Annotated in this window: 18 protein-coding genes; 13 read left to right on the forward strand and 5 right to left on the reverse strand. The window is 65.0% G+C overall.

Translation table 11 applies throughout. From position 1 onward, the window contains the following. Positions 1–275 precede the first annotated feature (275 nt). Positions 276–662, forward strand: coding sequence for a DUF3597 domain-containing protein (locus AC066S_RS25095; RefSeq protein WP_164718582.1), 387 nt, complete (start codon positions 276–278; stop codon positions 660–662). Between the two features lie 52 nt (positions 663–714). On the opposite strand, the gene AC066S_RS25100 is transcribed toward AC066S_RS25095, so the two are convergent. Next, positions 715–990 (reverse strand): GNAT family N-acetyltransferase, encoded by a 276-nt coding sequence (locus AC066S_RS25100; protein ID WP_126257511.1) that lies wholly within the window; start codon positions 988–990, stop codon positions 715–717. A gap of 78 nt (positions 991–1,068) precedes the next feature. Between AC066S_RS25100 and AC066S_RS25105 the strand changes: the two genes are divergently transcribed. Both AC066S_RS25105 and AC066S_RS25110 read left to right on the forward strand, forming a co-directional pair. Next, on the forward strand, positions 1,069–2,022 hold the full coding sequence (locus AC066S_RS25105; RefSeq protein ID WP_478270881.1) for a tetratricopeptide repeat protein: 954 nt from the start codon (positions 1,069–1,071) through the stop codon (positions 2,020–2,022). A 196-nt stretch (positions 2,023–2,218) separates the two neighbouring features. Further along, entirely contained in the window at positions 2,219–2,614 is a 396-nt protein-coding gene (locus AC066S_RS25110; RefSeq protein WP_126257512.1) for an SPW repeat domain-containing protein, read from the forward strand. Positions 2,615–2,663: 49 nt separating this feature from the next. Here the strand turns inward: AC066S_RS25110 and AC066S_RS25115 are convergent, their stop codons facing one another. Together AC066S_RS25115 and AC066S_RS25120 are read right to left on the reverse strand one after the other, a co-directional pair. After that, positions 2,664–2,939 carry a GNAT family N-acetyltransferase gene (locus AC066S_RS25115; RefSeq protein ID WP_478270882.1) on the reverse strand — a complete coding sequence of 92 codons (276 nt, stop codon included), beginning with the start codon at positions 2,937–2,939 and terminating at the stop codon, positions 2,664–2,666. Between the two features lie 96 nt (positions 2,940–3,035). Further along, entirely contained in the window at positions 3,036–3,395 is a 360-nt protein-coding gene (locus AC066S_RS25120; RefSeq protein WP_478270883.1) for a hypothetical protein, read from the reverse strand. A 94-nt stretch (positions 3,396–3,489) separates the two neighbouring features. On the opposite strand from AC066S_RS25120, the gene AC066S_RS25125 reads away from it, so the two are divergent. The 8 genes from AC066S_RS25125 to AC066S_RS25160 all read left to right on the forward strand — a co-directional run bounded on the left by AC066S_RS25125 (position 3,490) and on the right by AC066S_RS25160 (position 10,356). Further along, positions 3,490–3,984 (forward strand): hypothetical protein, encoded by a 495-nt coding sequence (locus AC066S_RS25125; protein ID WP_135170963.1) that lies wholly within the window; start codon positions 3,490–3,492, stop codon positions 3,982–3,984. A gap of 105 nt (positions 3,985–4,089) precedes the next feature. Next, positions 4,090–5,697: an acyl-CoA synthetase gene (locus AC066S_RS25130; protein ID WP_478270884.1), complete on the forward strand. Its 1,608-nt coding sequence runs from the start codon at positions 4,090–4,092 to the stop codon at positions 5,695–5,697. A gap of 9 nt (positions 5,698–5,706) precedes the next feature. Then, on the forward strand, positions 5,707–6,567 hold the full coding sequence (locus tag AC066S_RS25135) for a PCC domain-containing protein (protein WP_478270885.1): 861 nt from the start codon (positions 5,707–5,709) through the stop codon (positions 6,565–6,567). A gap of 109 nt (positions 6,568–6,676) precedes the next feature. Next, positions 6,677–7,429: an AAA family ATPase gene (locus tag AC066S_RS25140; protein ID WP_478270886.1), complete on the forward strand. Its 753-nt coding sequence runs from the start codon at positions 6,677–6,679 to the stop codon at positions 7,427–7,429. After that, the gene (locus tag AC066S_RS25145; RefSeq protein ID WP_126257519.1) at positions 7,426–7,566 is read left to right on the forward strand and encodes a type II toxin-antitoxin system RelE/ParE family toxin; all 141 of its coding nucleotides are present in this window, start codon (positions 7,426–7,428) and stop codon (positions 7,564–7,566) included. Before AC066S_RS25140 ends, AC066S_RS25145 begins: the two co-directional genes overlap by 4 nt. Positions 7,567–7,571: 5 nt before the next feature. Next, positions 7,572–7,859, forward strand: a complete 288-nt coding sequence (locus AC066S_RS25150; RefSeq protein ID WP_478270887.1) for a HigA family addiction module antitoxin — start codon at positions 7,572–7,574, stop codon at positions 7,857–7,859. A 935-nt stretch (positions 7,860–8,794) separates the two neighbouring features. Further along, the gene (locus AC066S_RS25155; RefSeq protein ID WP_126257520.1) at positions 8,795–9,373 is read left to right on the forward strand and encodes an SRPBCC family protein; all 579 of its coding nucleotides are present in this window, start codon (positions 8,795–8,797) and stop codon (positions 9,371–9,373) included. A gap of 17 nt (positions 9,374–9,390) precedes the next feature. Then, a complete protein-coding gene (locus AC066S_RS25160; protein WP_478270936.1) occupies positions 9,391–10,356 on the forward strand; it encodes a YVTN family beta-propeller repeat protein in 966 nt (321 codons plus the stop codon). Between the two features lie 49 nt (positions 10,357–10,405). On the opposite strand, the gene AC066S_RS25165 is transcribed toward AC066S_RS25160, so the two are convergent. Next, positions 10,406–11,080: an HAD family hydrolase gene (locus AC066S_RS25165; protein ID WP_478270888.1), complete on the reverse strand. Its 675-nt coding sequence runs from the start codon at positions 11,078–11,080 to the stop codon at positions 10,406–10,408. Positions 11,081–11,144: 64 nt separating this feature from the next. Here AC066S_RS25165 and AC066S_RS25170 point away from each other — a divergent pair, with 64 nt between their 5' ends. Both AC066S_RS25170 and AC066S_RS25175 read left to right on the forward strand, forming a co-directional pair. Then, positions 11,145–11,696 (forward strand): RNA 2'-phosphotransferase, encoded by a 552-nt coding sequence (locus tag AC066S_RS25170; protein ID WP_126257522.1) that lies wholly within the window; start codon positions 11,145–11,147, stop codon positions 11,694–11,696. Between the two features lie 4 nt (positions 11,697–11,700). After that, positions 11,701–11,943 carry a barstar family protein gene (locus tag AC066S_RS25175; RefSeq protein WP_478270889.1) on the forward strand — a complete coding sequence of 81 codons (243 nt, stop codon included), beginning with the start codon at positions 11,701–11,703 and terminating at the stop codon, positions 11,941–11,943. A 153-nt stretch (positions 11,944–12,096) separates the two neighbouring features. Here AC066S_RS25175 and uvrA read toward each other — a convergent pair whose 3' ends face one another. Next, a complete protein-coding gene (gene uvrA, locus AC066S_RS25180) occupies positions 12,097–15,075 on the reverse strand; it encodes an excinuclease ABC subunit UvrA (RefSeq protein ID WP_478270890.1) in 2,979 nt (992 codons plus the stop codon). Positions 15,076–15,230: the final 155 nt, after the last annotated feature.

The following is a 15,230-nucleotide window of genomic DNA, read 5'->3' on the forward strand; positions in this document are numbered from 1 at the left end:
GCCATTCTTGAGTTTCGCGAGTCCGACCAGACGCGAATTCCGGAAGGCATCGCGAGCTGAATGCAAAGCGTACGCCTATTTCCGAGTCCTGTCCCTCACGCTTGGGTGAGATTCGATGCCGCAGCGCAACTTCGGCGACGTCATTCGGTCGTCATTTCGCCGCAGATAAGCTGATGCTGCGTGTCGGTTCGCAGAACTTAGCGGGCGCTACGCAGCGACTTGGTCTATAAGTGCCACTCAAGGCCCTTCCAACGGATCCTTTTCGGGGAGCAGATATGAGCATTTTCGGGAAAATCATGAGCGCGATCTTCGGTAGCCAGCCGGCTTCCGCCGCACCCGCCGGCGGCGCGGCGTCGCCCGCCGGCGCGGCGCCGGGAGCGCCGGCTGCCGCGCCGATGGCCGCGGTCGACGTGGCGGCGATCGTCGACAAGGCGGCGGCCGCGCACAAGGGCGAGAAGCTCGAATGGCGCACCTCGATCGTCGACCTGATGAAGGCGCTCGACATCGATTCCAGCCTCGCGGCGCGCAAGGACCTCGCCAAGGAGCTCGGCTATAGCGGGGACATGAACGACTCCGCCAGCATGAACGTCTGGCTGCACAAGCAGGTGATGTCCAAGCTCGCCGCCAATGGCGGCAAGCTGCCGCCCGAGATCAAGCACTGACCGAGCGCCGGTCGTGCCGGAAGGGCCCGCCATCGCGCGGGCCCTTTTTGCTTCAGGCGACCAGATCCGCATCCTCCGGATGCCGGTCGAGATAGTCGACGACGAAGCCGCAGCCGGCGATCACCTTCCTGCCGTCGCGGCGGATCAGATCCAGCGCGCCCTTGACCAGCTCGGAACCGATGCCGCGGCCGCGCAGCGCGCGCGGCGTCTCGGTATGGGTGATGATGACCGCCGTCGGGGTCAGCCGGTAATTGGCGAAGGCGATGTCGTTGCCGACATCGAGCTCGAAGCGGCTCCTGTCCTTGTTGTCCCGTACCGATGCGGCCATGCAAGATCCTTCCAACGTGCTGTCTCTCCCAGATCTAGGCGCCTGAACCGGTGCTTGCCAAGGTGCGACCAAGGAAGGTTGCCGCAGGGGAGATATCCGCAAAATGCGTGTCCCGTTCAGTCTCGTGGCGTTGCTCGCCGCGCTGATCTCGACGGCGCCGGCTGCGGCCGAAGGCGGTCCGCCTGGGATGCATGCGTCGCGCTGACGAGCACGCCGGACCAGCGGGTCAAGGCCTGCTCTACCGTCATCGACACCAAGAGCGAGAGCGGCAAGCGGCTCGCCGGCGCCTATTGCAACCGCGGCCATGGTCTGACCGAGCAGCGCGAGCTCGACGCCGCGCTGTCCGATCTCGACGAGGCGGTCAGGCTCGATCCCGGCTATGCCTGCGCCTACAACAATCGCGGCCGGGTCTATTCGTTCAAGCGCGACTACGATCGCGCCATTGCCGATTACGACCAGGCCATCAGGCTCGATCCGTCGGCGGCGCTGGCCTACAGCAATCGCGGCGAGTCCCGGTTCAATAAAGGCGATCTCGACGGCGCCTTCGCCGACTTCGACGCTGCGATCAAGCGCGACCCCAACTATGCCATGGCCTATGGCAATCGGGCCCTGGTGTACTACCGCAAGCGCGACATGGCGCACGCCATCGCCGACTACACGATGCGGATCAAGCTTGCGCCCGATCTGCTCGCCTATATCGATCGCGGCAACGCCTACCGCGACAGCGAGCAGCTCGACCGGGCCGCCGCCGACTACGGAGAGGCCATCCGCCTCGCACCGACCGACGCGCGCGGCTGGCGCAATCGCGGCATGATCCGGCTCTACCAGGGCGACAACAAGGGTGGCCTTTCGGACTACGACAAGGCGCTGCAATACGATCCGTCGGACGTGTTCTCGTGGAATAATCGCGGACAGGCCCGCTTGCGGCTCGGCGACAAGCAGGGCGCGATCGCCGATTTCAGGAAGGCGCTGGAGCTGAAGCCCGGCCTGTCGTCCGCACAGGAGTCGCTGAGGAGGCTCGGGGCGCTATAGCGCAGTGCGGCATGAGTTCATGACCCGCGGACACCCGCGGCCAGCGAAATAATCCTCGATCCCGGTCTTGCGCAGCCGCCGGCGGTTCCCACGTCCTATGCAGGACATACGTCCGAATGCGGCCGGCAGGGTCGCGAGACATTCGGAAGTCGTGATCGCCAGCCGCCGACGTGTGCCTCTGTCATAGGAGGGAACGATGTCGGACTTCGGTTTCTTGAAGACTCATCGAACGTGGGAAGACTGGTGCGGGATGCTGCTCGGCGCGATGATCGTGGCGTCGCCGTGGTTTCCCGTCCAGGATGCGGCGATTAGCGGACAGCAGACGGTGATCCTGACTACGGTCGCCATCGGTCTGGTCGTCTTTGGCATCAGCCAGCTCGAATATGTCGCCTTGCAGCGCTGGCAGGAGGTGACGACGATCCTGATCGGATTGTGGCTCATCGCTTCGCCCTACGTCTTGGGCTATTCCGCTGACGGCTTTCTCCGCTTCTATCACACGGGCCTCGGCGCCGTGCTCGTGCTGCTCGGCGTGCTGCAGCTGTGGCAGGACTGGGACCTGAATGACCAGGACATGCTCAAGCACGGACAATAGGCCGTAGATATCGGCAGGCCCGCCGGCTGCAGGCGGCGGGCCCGTCTCCCTATCTCGCCACGAGATCCTGATAGTCGGTGTGCTTCTCGATCCACGCTTTCACGAACGGGCATTGCGGGATCAGCTTCAATCCGGCCGCGCGGACCTGATCGAGCGCGCCTTGCACCAGCGTCGAGCCGACGCCCTTGCCGCCGAGCTCCTTCGGCACGTCGGTGTGCTCGAACGTGATGACGTCGCCGTCGAGCTTGTAATGTTCGGCCGCGATACGGCCTTCGACCTCGAGCTCGAAGCGGTGATCGGCCCTGTTGTCGATAACGTCGCTCATGTCGCCTCCGCTGTCGTCGATCTTCCAGCCATTGGCCCGCGCACGACGTCGTAACGCGTGATCAGGCCGGTGGGTTTCCGCTCTGAAGCCGTTCGTTCAATCGGCGGCTTTGGCGAGCCTGGAGTCTTCGGGCTGCTGCTGCGGGCGCAGGCATCCCTGGCAGATGACCAGGGAGCGGTTGACCCGGGCATCCTGCTCGGCCTCGCTGCCGTCCTGCTGCTGCCACCATTCCTTCGAAGGCGGCTGAAGCCCGGCTTGCGACCTGCTGCGCCCGGAGCTGGCCACGGCGCGTGTCGGTTGCGAGGCTGCCTCCGGCCGATTGGGATCCTCGCCGGCGCCATCCCAGGCATATCGGGCAGGCTTGAACGCGGGATCGTGCGCCAGGTGCGCTTGAGGACCCAAGGCACATCCGGCCAGCGCCAGCGACAACAGGAGGAAAGCGGGCGCTTTGACCATGATACGGCACTCTGTACGCGAGAACTGAGCGAGGGTGCGCCGATCATGTTTAAAATTCCCTGAACGATTGCGGCTATGCCAGCGACCAACGCGCATGCGCCACCTGATGCTTCTGCTCGCCCTGATCGCCTCCGCCGCGCGTGCCGAGGATGCAAGGCCGTTCAATCCGTCCGACTATCCCCCCGGCGTGCAGCAGGCGCTGCGCTACGCCAATGAGGAATGCACCAGCCAGGACGGGGGCGAGGTGAGCCTCGCGCCCGATACGGTGCGCCGGATCGACCTCACCGGCGACGGCCGCGACGACTACATCGTCGATTTCAGCGACACCAAATGCGGTGACCGCGAGACCACTTATTGCGGAACCGGCGGCTGCGTCATGAACATCCTGGTGACGCTGCCGGACGGCAGCGTGCGCAAGGTGTTCGACGGCCATGTCCGCAGCTACAAGATCATGCCGCCGCGGAAGGCGCGTGGGGCCGCGCGCATCCGCTTCGATCTGCATGGCAGCTTTTGCGGCGGCTTCGGCCCGCAGGCCTGCGTCAAGCAGAAGGCCATCACGGCGAGCCCGTTCACGTTCAAGCAGCCGTAGGGCAGGTGTGCGGCCGGCGGCCTTGCAGGGGTGCGGGCGATGGCGATAAATGGGCCGCAATGAGCGGGGGGCTCGAGCGCCGTCCGCCCTCGAAGAGGAAGCCCGATGCAGCCCCTGCGCATGTCCCGCCGCGTCATGAATCTCGCTTACATGCTGACGCAGAATGCGCGGCGGCACGGTGCGCGTCCCGGCTTCGTCTGGGGTGACAGATCCTGGACCTGGCGGCAGATCGATGCGCAGGTCTCGGCGCTGGCGGCTGCGCTCGCTGCGCGCGGCATTACCAAGGGCGACCGCATCCTGGTCCATTCCAAGAATGGCGACGAGATGTTCCTCTCGATGTTCGCTGCATTCCGGCTCGGCGCGGTCTGGGTGCCCACCAATTTCCGTCTGATGCCGGACGAGGTCACCTATCTCGCGGAAGCTTCCGGCGCCAAGGCCTTTCTGTGCCATGTCGATTTTCCCGAGCACGCCGCGGCCGTGAAGGGCGGCGCGCTGGAGTTCACCTGGAGCGTCGACGGCAAGGGCGCGTTCGGCGAGACCTCGGTTGCCGAGGCCATCGCCTCGCGAGCCGGAGCGGCGGTCGAGAACGTTGCCGTCGAGCACGACGATCCCTGCTGGTTCTTCTTCACCTCGGGCACCACCGGGCGCTCCAAGGCGGCGGTGCTGACCCATGGCCAGATGGGTTTTGTCGTCACCAACCATCTCGCCGATCTGACACCCGGCGTGACCGAGAACGACGCATCGCTGGTGGTGGCGCCGCTCTCGCATGGCGCCGGCGTGCATCAGCTGGTGCAGACCGCGCGCGGCGTCTGCACGGTTCTGTTGCCGACCGAGAAGTTCGACATCAACGAGGCTTTCCGCCTGATCGAGAAGCACCGGGTCGCCAATCTCTTCACCGTGCCGACGATCCTCAAGATGATGGTCGAGCATCCCGCCGTCGACAAATACGATCATTCCTCGCTGCGTCACGTGATCTATGCGGGCGCGCCGATGTATCGGGAGGACCAGAAGACCGCGCTGAAGAAGCTCGGCAAGGTCATCGTGCAGTATTTCGGCCTCGGCGAGGTCACCGGCAACATCACCGTTCTGCCGGCGGCGCTGCACGACGCCGAGGATAGTCCGCACGCCAGGATCGGCACCTGCGGCTTCGAGCGCACGGCCATGCAGGTCTCGATCCAGGACGACGAGGGCCGCGAGCTCGCGGCCAACCAGAGCGGCGAGATCTGCGTGATCGGGCCTGCGGTGCTCGCCGGCTATTACGACAATCCCGAGGCCAATGCGAAGGCGTTCCGCAACGGCTGGTTTCGCACCGGCGATCTCGGCCACATGGACGAGGAAGGCTTCGTCTACATCACGGGCCGCGCCTCCGACATGTACATCTCCGGCGGCTCCAACATCTATCCACGCGAGATCGAGGAGAAGATTTTGACGCACCCGGCGGTCGGCGAGGTCGCCGTGCTCGGCGTGCCCGATGCGACCTGGGGCGAGGTCGGCGTTGCCGTCTGCGTGGCCCGCGAGGGTGAGAAGCCGGTGAGCGAGGCCGAGATGGCGGCGTTCCTCGGCCCGAAGGTGCCGCGCTACAAGATGCCGAAGCGGTTCTTCTTCTGGAACGCCCTGCCGAAATCCGGCTATGGCAAGGTGCCGAAGCGCATGGTGCGCGACGAGCTCGAGGCACGAGGCCTGCTCGATCTCGACAAGACGAAGGCAGGCTGAGCGCAGGCGATGCGGAACATCAAGCAGCCTGGCGCACCCGTCCCGGAGCGCATCCAATGGGTGGAGGCGAGGGGGCGCGCCTTCTCGTTCACGCTTCAAGCTGGTCTGCCGCTGCTGGAGGCCGCGCGCCGCGGCTTTGCGGCCGAAGGCTTTACGAGCGGCGTGCTCAACTTCCGGCGCGGCGCGCTCGGGCCGTTCGCCTATGTGATGCCGGCGCTGTCGAAGACCGGCGAGAACGCCGCGTTCTACAGCGACACGTTCCGGCCCGGCGGCGTCACGCGCACGACGCTCGGCAGCATGACGCTGGGTGCGCGCGACGGGGCGCCGTTCTTTCACTGCCATGGGCTGTGGACGGAGGCGGACGGCAAGGCCGGCGGTGGCCACATGCTGCCGGACGAGACTGTCGTCGCCGAACCGTTCGAGGTCGAGGCCTTTGGTATCGACGGCGCGATGTTCACTGCGGAGCAAGATCCCGAGACTCACTTCAAGCTGTTCGGGCCAGTAGTGGCTGAGCGCAGCGGTGCACGCACGACGCGCCCTGCGTTTGCGCTGCGGTTGCGGCCGAACCAGGATTTTGCCGCCTGTCTCGAAGAGTTTTGCCGTGCGCACGGCATCGCGCGCGCGAAGATCCATGGCGGCGTCGGCTCGACCATCGGCGCGCGCTTCACCCATGGCGGGGTGACCGAGCCGTTTGCGACCGAGCTGGCGGTGACGGCCGGGCTGGTCGCGCCCGGGCCCTCCGGCGCGCTCGAAGCTGCGCTCGATGTCGCGCTGGTCGACTATACCGGCGGGCTGGCGGAGGGGCGCCTGGTCCGCGGCGACAATCCTGTGCTGATGACCATGGAGCTGGTGCTGGAGGCGCTGGATTAGATCGCAGCCTGGACTTGTCATTGGCTGCTGAAGCCACTTCTTCTGAATGTCCGTTCCTGATATGTTCTACGGATAGCGAGTTTCTCGGACAGGGCAGGGAGTGGTGAATATGCGAGGGCGACAGCGCGACATCAGGCTGCCTGCTCCTTATCTCCGGCGCGTCTGGCTCGACCGCGCGCTGGTTCCGGACTGGGAGGCATATCCGTATTGTCTGCCGATCTTCCGCGAGGAATTCGACCTGAGCTTCGACACTGCGATCACCATCGTCGTGGGCGAGAACGGCACCGGCAAGTCGACCATCCTGGAGGGTATTGCATCGCTCGCAGGTTTTGACGACGCTGGCGGCGGCAAGGGTTATCGCCCGGTCGATCATTCCAATGCGCGCGAGATCATGGGCGGCGAGTTGTCGGCCGCGCTTCGCGCCGGCTGGGTGCCGAAGATCACCAACGGCTGGTTCTTCCGCGCTGAGACCTTCTTCTCGGTCGCAAGATATCTCGACGAGGTTTCCGACAGGCCGCCCGATTTCCTGTCCTACTCCCATGGTGAGGGTTTCCTGCGCTTCTTCGAGGAGCGATGCCAGAAGCAGGGCATTTTCATCTTCGACGAACCGGAATCGGCGCTGTCGCCGGCGCGCCAGATGGAGTTTCTCAAGCTGCTGCATCGCATGGATTCCTCCCGCAACTGCCAGGTCATCATGGCGACCCATGCGCCGATGCTGATGGCCTATCCCAACGCGCGGTTGTTGCGGTTGACCAAGTACGGCCTCGAGCCCGTGACGGTGGAGGAGACCGATCATTACCGGGTGATGCGCGAATTCTGCAACGATCCGCGCGGGTTCGTTGAGGCGGTGCTGGGGGAATGAATGTGCCATCCATTGTTGTTCAGGGCGATCGCAGGGGACAATGGGCCATGACTGTCAACGAGCGTTGGCGCATTTGTTTCGAATTCAGCAAGGGCGATGCCTACGAGGTAGAAATCGTCGATTATCACAAGGGCTGACATTCATGGCTCCACTCGTTCATCCCGGACGGCTGCTCAAGCGCGAATTGGTTGCGCGAGGGCTGAGCGCCAACAGGCTTTCACTCGACATCGGCGTTCCTTCGGGGCGGATCACCGATATTCTGAATGGACGCAGAGGTATCTCGGCTGACACCGCGGTGCGACTTGGTCGGTATTTCGGCAACAGTCCTCAATTCTGGTTGGACTTGCAGGGGCACTACGACATCGGTGTCGTCGAGCGGGAGAAGGGCGCGGAGATCGCTCGACGGGTTAGGCCCGCCGACGCGGCTTGATCGGCTCGCCACGTTGGTGTCCCGGACAAGCTGCAACGCGGATGCGTTGCGGCGCAGAGCCGGGACCCAGCGGCCGAGCAACGCGCTGCTGCATGGGCCCCGGCTCTGCAGCGCATCGCACCGGACGACGCTTCGCATCGCCGGGAGGGCGCTGCGCTGCGTCCGGGGCACGAGAGCGAATTCATATTTCCGCTCGAAACTTAATCGCAGGCGCGGCGTCCCGTTCTCGCGGCGTATTCCGCCCGAGCTTTGAGTCCGTTGCCGCCCTCAAGAGTGCCGAGGGCGCAGGGAAGGCCGGGTGCCGGCTGGCACCCGCGGTCCACTGTGCGAAAGCGTGTGCTTAAAAAAGCTGCACAGCGGCATACAGGTGAAGCCAAAACATCCGGCCTTCCCTGCGCAGTGGTTTGACGGCTTATGTCGTGCTCTCCTCGGGGAGCGTTGCACTATTGCCCCCGTCGCCTTGCGGTGGCTGATGCGCTTGCCCGGTCGGGCCGCGGCATCACCGCAAGACTTGGCGCACAGACCCCGGGCGCCGGGACCACACGATTTTGCCGTACGCACGCTGCACCGGTCGTGTCCGCGCAGGCAGTTGCTCACGGTGTGACCCGCCCTGCAACCACCGCCGCGGCAACGCAGCCTGCGTCCACCACGTCCCATCCCGCATGTCGTGACGATCGCGATACGCCCCTCGGCCGGGGTGGGATGGCTTTCTATACGATAATCCGAAGTTCTGATAAAGAGAAATGTTTTGCCGCACCGGCGTTGACCTTCCTGTGGGTGTTTCGCCCATCGGGCGGCGCAACAGGTTGTGGGGCGTGCCGGGCGTCGGCCGCAACGGCGCCACGAACCGGTCTCCCCTCGGCCCCAAAATGCGCTAGGATGATCGCAGCGCGCCCAAAGTCGCGCACGATCAACTGGACGTATGAGGAAACGAGATGAGGGTGACGATTGGACGGCGCACGGCCGTGGCGGCGGTGCTGACTGCCGCAGGGGCGGCGGTTTTGACGGCAGCTTTTGCGCCGGCTTTTTCACCAGCCTGGGCCCACGGGCCGACCCGGCAGAAAGTGCGCGAATCCATCGAGATCAATGCGCCGCAGGACAAGGTCTGGGCGGCGATCCGCAACTTTCAGGACATGAGCTGGCTGCCGCCTGTTACCAAGACCACGGGCGAGAAGGGCAACGAGGTCGGCGCGACGCGGCAGCTGACGCTGACAGGCGGAGCGACCGTCGACGAGGAGCTCTACAAATACGAGCCCGACATGATGAGCTATTCGTACCGGATCACGAAGGTGGACGTGAAGGTGCTGCCGGTGACCAATTATTCCTCGACCCTGACGGTGTCGCCGGCTCCCGACGGCAAGTCGAAGCTGGAATGGGCCGGCGCGTTCTACCGCGGCTTTCCCAACAACGATCCGCCGCCGGAGCTGAGCGACGAGGCGGCCAAGACCGCGGTGAGCGGGCTCTACAAGGCCGGTCTCGAGGCGCTGAAGAAGAAGATCGAGAGCGGTAGCTGATCGTGCGGGCATTGGCCCTGCGGGCGCTGCTCCTGGCGGCGCTCGCCGCCGGCCTTTGTTGTGCTGCTCTTGGCCCGGGCTTCGGCAGCGCGTCTGCCGAAGAAGCCTTCGTCACCAACCAGCTCAGCGACGATCTGATGATCGTCGATCTCACGACGGCGCGCGCGGTGGCAACCATTCCCATCGGCGGCAAGCCGGCCGGTGTGGCCGTCAGCGCGGACGGGCGCTTTGCCTATCTCACGAGTCCCGATGCCAAGGCGGTGACGGTGGTGGACGCGGCGACGCGGCAGGTGGCGGGCCGCGTTGAGATCGGCGGCGGCCCGCTCGGCATCGCCGTGGCGCCCGACGGCAAGACCGTCTATGTCGCCGACTGGTATGCCGCGGCGGTGCGGGTGATCGATGCGGGCTCGCGCAGCGTCACGGCCAGCATCGCGGTCGGCGCCTCGCCGTCGGGGCTGGCGGTGACGCCGGACGGCAAGCTGCTGCTCTCGGCGGATCGCGACGACGACAGCGTCTCGGTCGTCGACACCGCGACGCGCCAGCGCAAGACGACCATCAAGGTCGGCACCCGTCCGTTCGGGGTCACCATCGATACCGAGGGCAAGCGCGCCTACACCGCCAATGTCGGCTCCGACGACGTCTCTGTGATCGACATCGCGGAAGGGCGTGAGATCGGCCGCGTGCCGGTCGGCATGCGCCCCTACGCCGTGGCGCTGACGCAAGGCCGCGGCTTCGTGACCGACCAATATGGCGGCACCGTCAGCGTGTTCGATGTTGCGACGTTGAAGCCGATCAAGCGCATCAATGTCGGCGAGTATCCCGAAGGTATCGCCGCCACCGCCGACGGCAAGCGCGTCATCGTCGCCTGCTGGGAGAGCAACACGCTTCATATCATCGACGCGGCCGAGCTGAAGGTGATCGGCGAGATCAAGACCGGCGACGGCCCAAGGGCGTTCGGGTTGTTCTTGCGCAGGACGGAGTAGGGCGGTCGTAGCCCGCATGAGCGGAGCGACATGCGGGACAGGGCCATCCTCATCCACTGACGTTCCCGGATGTCGCTTCGCTCATCCGGGCTACGGCACCGGGGCAGAGCGTCCATGCAATCTCATCCATCCGCTCGAACACATGGTCCGGGCCGAGCGCCCGCAGCGCCAGTGGCGCCGCATAGCCCCAGCACACCGCGCCGCAGACAATGCCGATGGCCCGCGCCGCCTCGATGTCGCGGACCTCGTCGCCGATCGCGATGACTTGGTCTGGCTTCACGCCAGCGCGGCGAATGATCCGGCGGAATTTCGCCGGCTTGCCGAACAGCGAGGCCGCGCAGTCGAAATGCGCGAACAGCGCCCCGGCATCCCCGAGCTTCTCGCGCGCATTGGCTTCGCTGTCGGACGTCACCAGCGCCAGCTGCACGCCGTTCTCGGCCAGCGTCCGCAGCATCGCCTCGACACCCGCGAACAACGGAATCTCGCTGGCCGCCTCCGCCTTCAGCCGCCGCGCATGCCGCGCGATCGCCGGCAGCTTCCACAAGGGGACTTCGAGCCGGGCAAGAATCTCCCGCGTCGAGGCATGCCGCAGCCCCTCGACGTCCTCATCGGCGACACGGCGAAAGCCGAAGCGATCGGCGACATCGTTGATGGTGCGCAGGAACCAGGGGAAGCTGTCGGCGAGCGTGCCGTCGAGGTCGAAGATGGCGAGGGCGTAGGGCATGCGTTCCTGAAGGTCTGGTCGCAATTCGTGGCTGGATGTACAAGAGCGAAACAGGAATGCAAAGATGGCGGTCGATCAGATACACCTCAGCAGATTTCTGAGCTTTGTGCTGCGGCATAAGCCCGATGAGATCGGCCTGACGCTCGGCCCGGAGGGCTGGGCCAACATCGACGAGCTGGTCGAAAAGGCCAACGCGTCCGGGACCAAGTTTGCGCGCGCCGATCTGCTCGGCGTTGTCGCAAGCAGCGACAAGAAGAGGTTCTCGCTCTCCGCCGACGGACTCAGCATTCGCGCCGCGCAAGGCCACTCCGTCCCAGTGGAGCTTGGCCTCCCGCCGCGCGAGCCTCCCTCAATTCTCTATCACGGGACGGCGACACGGTTTGTCGAAGCGATCCTGTCCGAGGGCCTGAAGCCGCAGGCGCGCCAACACGTTCATCTGTCGTCCGACGAAGCCACGGCCGAGCGCGTCGGTCAGCGCCACGGCTTGCCACACATTTTCAGGGTCAATGCGGGCGGCATGCATATTGGAGGATACAAGTTCTACCGTGCGGACAACGGCGTGTGGCTGACGGGCCGCGTACCGCCGGAATTTTTGGCATCGATCTCGCCCGGATGAGACAATGAAAGAACACTCGCCCTTCATTTTTGGGTACGAGGATGCATCAAATCACTTGATCATTCGCGTCGAAATCCCGGCAGGCATCGCCAGTAAAGCAGGGCTGCTTGCCTCGATTGCGGCAAAGTTGAAGTTCCCAAATTACTTTGGCGACAATTGGGAGGCCCTTGAAGCTGTCTCGGTGACCTATCCTGGTTGCCAAGCGGTCAAGTCATTCTGGAACATGCCGACCACCCCTGGCGGATGATGCCGCAAATGCGAAGATCTATGTCGCGATCCTCGCCGACGCTGCCAAGAAGATGTCGAGTTCGGAGGAGCATCCGCTGTCGGTCGTTTTTCCAATCAAATGGCGCGACCAAGTTTCGTGGCTGCTTCGATTATAGGGCCTATAGCTCGTAGCTCACTCCGCCGCCTCGCTCGCCGCGCGCCTCCGCTTCGGCTTCCGCGCCTTCTCCAACACGGGAGCCAAGAACTTCCCCGTATAGCTCCGCGGCGCCTTGGCGATGTCCTCCGGCGGCCCCCAGGCGACGATCTCGCCGCCGCCGTCGCCGCCTTCGGGGCCGAGGTCGATGACCCAGTCGGCGGTCTTGATGACTTCGAGATTGTGCTCGATGACGACGACGGTGTTGCCCTGCGCGACCAGCTCGTGCAGTACCTCCAGCAGCTTCTTGACGTCGTGGAAGTGCAGGCCGGTGGTGGGCTCGTCCAGGATGTAGAGCGTGCGGCCGGTGGCGCGCTTGGACAGCTCCTTGGCGAGCTTGACGCGTTGCGCTTCACCACCCGACAGCGTTGTCGCCTGTTGTCCCACGTGGATGTAGTCGAGTCCGACGCGGTGCAGGGTCTGGAAGGTTTCGCGGACGCGCGGCACCGCCTTGAAGAACTCGGCGGCTTCCTCGACCGTCATATCGAGCACGTCGGCGATGGACTTGCCCTTGAACAGCACCTCCAGCGTCTCGCGGTTGTAGCGCTTGCCCTTGCAGACGTCGCAGGTGACGTAAACGTCGGGCAGGAAGTGCATCTCGATCTTGATGACGCCGTCGCCCTGGCAGGCCTCGCAGCGGCCGCCCTTGACGTTGAACGAGAAGCGGCCGGGCTCGTAGCCGCGCGCCTTGGACTCGGGCAGGCCGGCGAACCATTCGCGGATCGGGGTGAAGGCGCCGGTATAGGTCGCCGGGTTCGAGCGCGGGGTGCGGCCGATCGGCGACTGGTCGATGTCGATGATCTTGTCGATGTGCTCGAGGCCCTCGATGCGGTCGTGCGGGGCGGCGCCTTCGCTGGCATTGTTCAGCTTGCGGGCGATGGCGCGGTACAGCGTGTCGATCAGCAATGTCGACTTGCCGCCGCCGGAGACGCCGGTGACGCAGGTGAACAGGCCGAGCGGAATTTCCGCCGTGACGTTCTTGAGGTTATTGCCGCGCGCGTTGACCACCTTGATGGTGCGGCGATGGTTCGGCGGACGCCGCTCCGGCACCTCGACCTCGAGCTCGCCGGTCAGGTACTTGCCGGTCAGCGATTTCGGGTTGCGCATGATCTCGGCGGGCGTGCCTTCGGCGACGATGTGGCCGCCATGCATGCCGGCGCCGGGGCCGATGTCGAGCACGTAATCGGCCAAGCGGATGGCGTCCTCGTCGTGCTCGACCACGACCACGGTGTTGCCGAGGTCACGCAGCCGCTTCAGCGTGTCGAGCAGGCGGGCGTTGTCGCGCTGGTGCAGGCCGATCGAGGGCTCGTCCAGCACGTAGAGCACGCCGGTCAGGCCCGAGCCGATCTGCGAGGCGAGGCGGATGCGCTGGCTCTCGCCGCCGGACAGCGTGCCGGAGGAGCGTGACAAGGTGAGGTAGTTGAGGCCGACGTCGAGCAGGAAGGTGAGCCGTTCGCGGATCTCTTTCAGAATGCGGCCGGCGATCTCGTTCTGCTGCGCGTTGAGCGCGGCGGGCACGGTCTCGAACCATTCGCCGGCCTTCCTGACCGACAGCTCCGAGATCTCGCCGATATGCTTGCCGCCGACCTTGACGCAGAGCGCCTCGGGCTTGAGCCGAAAACCCTTGCAGCCCTCGCAGGGGACGTCGTGAAAATATTTCGCCAGCTCCTCGCGGGCCCACTCGCTCTCGGTCTCGCGGTAGCGGCGGTTGATGTTGGTGATGACGCCCTCGAACGGCTTCTTGGTGTCGTAGGAGCGCACCCCGTCCTCGTAGGAGAACTTGATCTCGTCCTCGCCGGAGCCATGCAGGATGGCGTCTTTCGTCTTCTTGGGCAGGTCCTTCCACTTGGTGGTCAGGGTGAACTTGTAGTGCTTGCCGAGCGCGGTCAGCGTCTGCACGTAATAAGGTGAGGACGATTTGGCCCAGGGCGCGATCGCGCCCTTGCCGATGGCGAGCTCCTTGTCGGGGATGACGAGGTCCTCGTCGACATGCTGCTCGACGCCGAGGCCGCCGCAGGCAGGACAGGCGCCATAGGGGTTGTTGAAGGAAAACAGTCTGGGCTCGACCTCGGGAATGGTGAAGCCGGAGACCGGGCAGGCGAACTTTTCCGAGAACAGCATGCGCTCGGGTCCGCTCTTGTCGTGGATCTTGGCGGTCTTCTTCTTCTCTTCGGTGGGAGCTGCCGCTGGCGCGTCGGCGAACTCGACGACGGCGAGGCCTTCGGCGAGCTTCAGCGCGGTCTCGAAGCTCTCGGCGAGGCGTTGGCCGATGTCGGCGCGCACCACGATCCGGTCGACGACCACGTCGATGTCGTGCGGGAATTTCTTGTCCAGGGTCGGCGCTTCAGCGAGCTCATGGAAGGTGCCGTCGATCTTGACGCGCTGAAAGCCCTTCTTGAGCCATTCGACGAGCTCCTTGCGGTACTCGCCCTTGCGGCCGCGCACGACGGGCGCGAGAAGATAGAGCCGCGTGCCCTCGGGCAGCGCCAGCACGCGGTCGACCATCTGCGAGACGGTCTGGCTTTCGATCGGCAGGCCCGTGGCCGGCGAATAGGGCACGCCGACGCGCGCCCACAGCAGGCGCATATAGTCGTAGATCTCGGTGACGGTGCCGACGGTCGAGCGCGGGTTCTTCGAGGTGGTCTTCTGCTCGATCGAGATCGCGGGCGACAGGCCGTCGATCTGGTCGACGTCGGGCTTCTGCATCATCTCCAGGAACTGGCGCGCATAGGCCGACAGCGATTCGACGTAGCGGCGCTGGCCCTCGGCGTAGATGGTGTCGAAAGCGAGCGAGGATTTGCCGGAGCCGGACAGGCCGGTAAACACCACCAGCTTGTCGCGGGGAATCTCGACGTCGATGTTCTTGAGGTTGTGCTCGCGCGCGCCGCGGATCGTAATTGCGCGCAGGCTCGAGCCCGCGTTCTGTTGTTGGCGCTTCGCCTTGATCACTTCATCCATCCGAGTTGCCCTCAAGCAATCCCATGGGTGCGCGACCGCGCCAGCAAGAGAGCCGCGCTTCGTCCGGAACCGGATCGGCGCCGATGGGGTTGGCAGCGAACGTAGGAAGAACGGAGACGGATTTCCAGAGGGAGTTGCGAATCGTCAACGGAATG

It is taken from the genome of Bradyrhizobium sp. CFUWI, from assembly GCF_056429085.1.